This window comes from Mesorhizobium album, assembly GCF_033977205.1.
GTDB lineage: Bacteria > Pseudomonadota > Alphaproteobacteria > Rhizobiales > Rhizobiaceae > Mesorhizobium > Mesorhizobium album.
Genome location: NZ_JAVIIW010000107.1, coordinates 1 through 2,256 on the forward strand (window position 1 = coordinate 1; position 2,256 = coordinate 2,256).

Annotated in this window: 2 pseudogenes; one reads left to right on the forward strand and one right to left on the reverse strand. The window is 61.5% G+C overall.

Going from position 1 to position 2,256, the window contains the following annotated elements:
* A pseudogene (locus RFN28_RS34320) lies at window positions 1-201 on the reverse strand (hypothetical protein); the annotation flags it as partial.
* Between the two features lie 1,003 nt (window positions 202-1,204).
* Here RFN28_RS34320 and RFN28_RS34325 point away from each other — a divergent pair.
* Window positions 1,205-1,916: pseudogene (locus RFN28_RS34325) on the forward strand (IS110 family RNA-guided transposase); the annotation flags it as partial.
* Between the last annotated feature and the right edge of the window lie 340 nt (window positions 1,917-2,256).

Below are 2,256 nucleotides of genomic sequence, written 5' to 3' on the forward strand. Positions count from 1 at the left end.
AACATGCGCGCTCTGGCCTGGATCGGAGGTGGAACATGACGGGCATGGGCGAGCGGCGTCACGGAGCCGCCGGCGAACCACGCTGTAAAGCTTGTCGAGCTTGCGATAGGGTGCGCGCGTGCGCTGGAAGATTTCTCTGGCGTCCGTCATGGGCCGCCCGGAACGCAGATAGGCGAGCACCGCTTCGCCGACCAGCTCCATCAGTGGCAGGATGTGCTGGCTCGCGTCTTGTGGTGGCGAACATGGATGGCTTCCGTCCGCCAGTCGATGTCCTCGATCTGCAGATTGCGGATTTCACCAGACCGTAGCCCATATGTTGCAAGGAGTTGCAGGGATCGCATGGTCCCGCAGCCCCGCCGATGTCTCGTTTCTTCGCGCTCTCGAAACAGCGACTGTCAGATCGCCGTTCAGGACTGACGGTGTACTCCTTCGTACGCATAAGCGACGGGGCTATCACGTGCCCTGACAGGTCCGTCGTGACGCGACCCGATGTGATGTGGAGGTAGCGCAGCAGCGAGCGAAGCCGCTCTGCTGTATCCTTCAGCGAGCAGCGCGTCAGTTTCGGCGCGCGCAAATCCATATAGCGGTCAACGTCGCTGCTGTTGAGGCCCGTCCACCCGTCGATGCCGCCACCGGTCTGCCAAGCAAGGAAGTTGCGGGCTTCCCACATCAACGTTGCGACGCTGGAGCGAGCCAACCCGCGTTCCTCACGCAGCCGGATTTCGTACTCGTCGCAGATTGCAAATCGGACCACATCGGCCGCGCAGGTAGGCTCGATAGCTCGTGGCCATTGACCGTGAGCAAGCCGCAACAAGGCTCGAATTCCGGAGCGCGGAACCTGGTGCCAGCGCGCGCTGGGACGTCGACCACGCTGCTTTTCCAACAGTACGATCGCATGCTGCAGGTATTGCTCGACCTGCACGTCGATCACGTCCGCGACGGGATGCTCCGATGTACGAGATAATCGAGAAACTCAGACGCGTAGGCGCAGTAGCTCCCCGCCACGACAGGGCTGTACCGCTGACCGATAAGCGAGGATTTGAGTGCGGCGATCAGGTCGTGACGGCTATTTGACATTGGCAACTCCTCTGTTGGTTGACCCGCAGAGGTTCGGCACGAAATAATGCAAAGCAGGCTGATCCGAAAATGGCGAAAATCCGTGAATCAGGCCGTGTTCCTCCGCATTATGAAGACCTCGTGATTAGTGAAACGGCGCAAGACGGACGCCGCCGACGTCGAAGCGATCAGCGAAGCCGTCACCCGCAAGACCATGCGTTTCGTTCCGATCAAATCGGCTGATCAACAAGCGGCGGCCATGGTGCTGAGGACGCGCGCCCTTTTGATCCGACAGCAAACTCAGGCGATCAACGCGCTTCGCGGGCATTTGTGGAGTTGGGCGTTATTGCCGCCCTCGGCACCGCCAAAGTGGCTGCGTTGATCGAGATCGTGCGGGACGAGGAGGACGTTTGCCTGCCAAAAGCCGCTCGTTTGGCTTTGGCTGAAATCGCCGATCAGATCGAGGCGCTGACGCGTCAAATCGACAAGCTCGAACGAGGGATTGTCGGCGAGGCGAAGCGCGACCAGGACATGCCACGGCTGACCACAATTCCGGGCGTCGGAGCGATCACGGCGGCTACCGTCAAAGCGCTGATCCCGGATCCCGACGGGTTCAAATCCGGCCGTCACTTCGCCGCCTGGCTGGGACTAACGCCAAAGCCCCATTCGAGCGGCGGCAAGGAGCGGCTCGGCGGCATATCGAAAATGGGCAACCCGACGCTCCGCTCGCTGCTCGTTTGTGGCGCGACGTCGTCGCAATCGCGCTCGCCAACAAGATGGCGAGGATCATCTGGGCGCTGCTCACCAGGGGCGGGACATATCGAAATACTGGCGCGGCGAGCAGCGCAGCACACGCCTGAGCCGATATGACGACCAGGACGGACTTGCCGACGCGACGCCGGACAGAGGCGAGGTGCAAAATTAGACGATGATCCACGGGACGAAATCCCGAGGAGGAGAGGCCGGCGCGACAATGCGCTTAAAGCGCGTCAGATTGATCAGTCCCTCGCATCGCGAATTTTATCGAGGCCAGCGGTCTTGGACCGCGCGCCGGACATATGACCGCACCGATCCCGCTGGATGAAAAGCGCTTGCCCGCGTGGCCGTTCCACATATGTGGCGCTGCAGCCGATGCCTAATGCCGCCGCTCGTCCATGCCCGTCATGTTCCACCTCCGATCCAGGCCAGAGCGCGCATGCC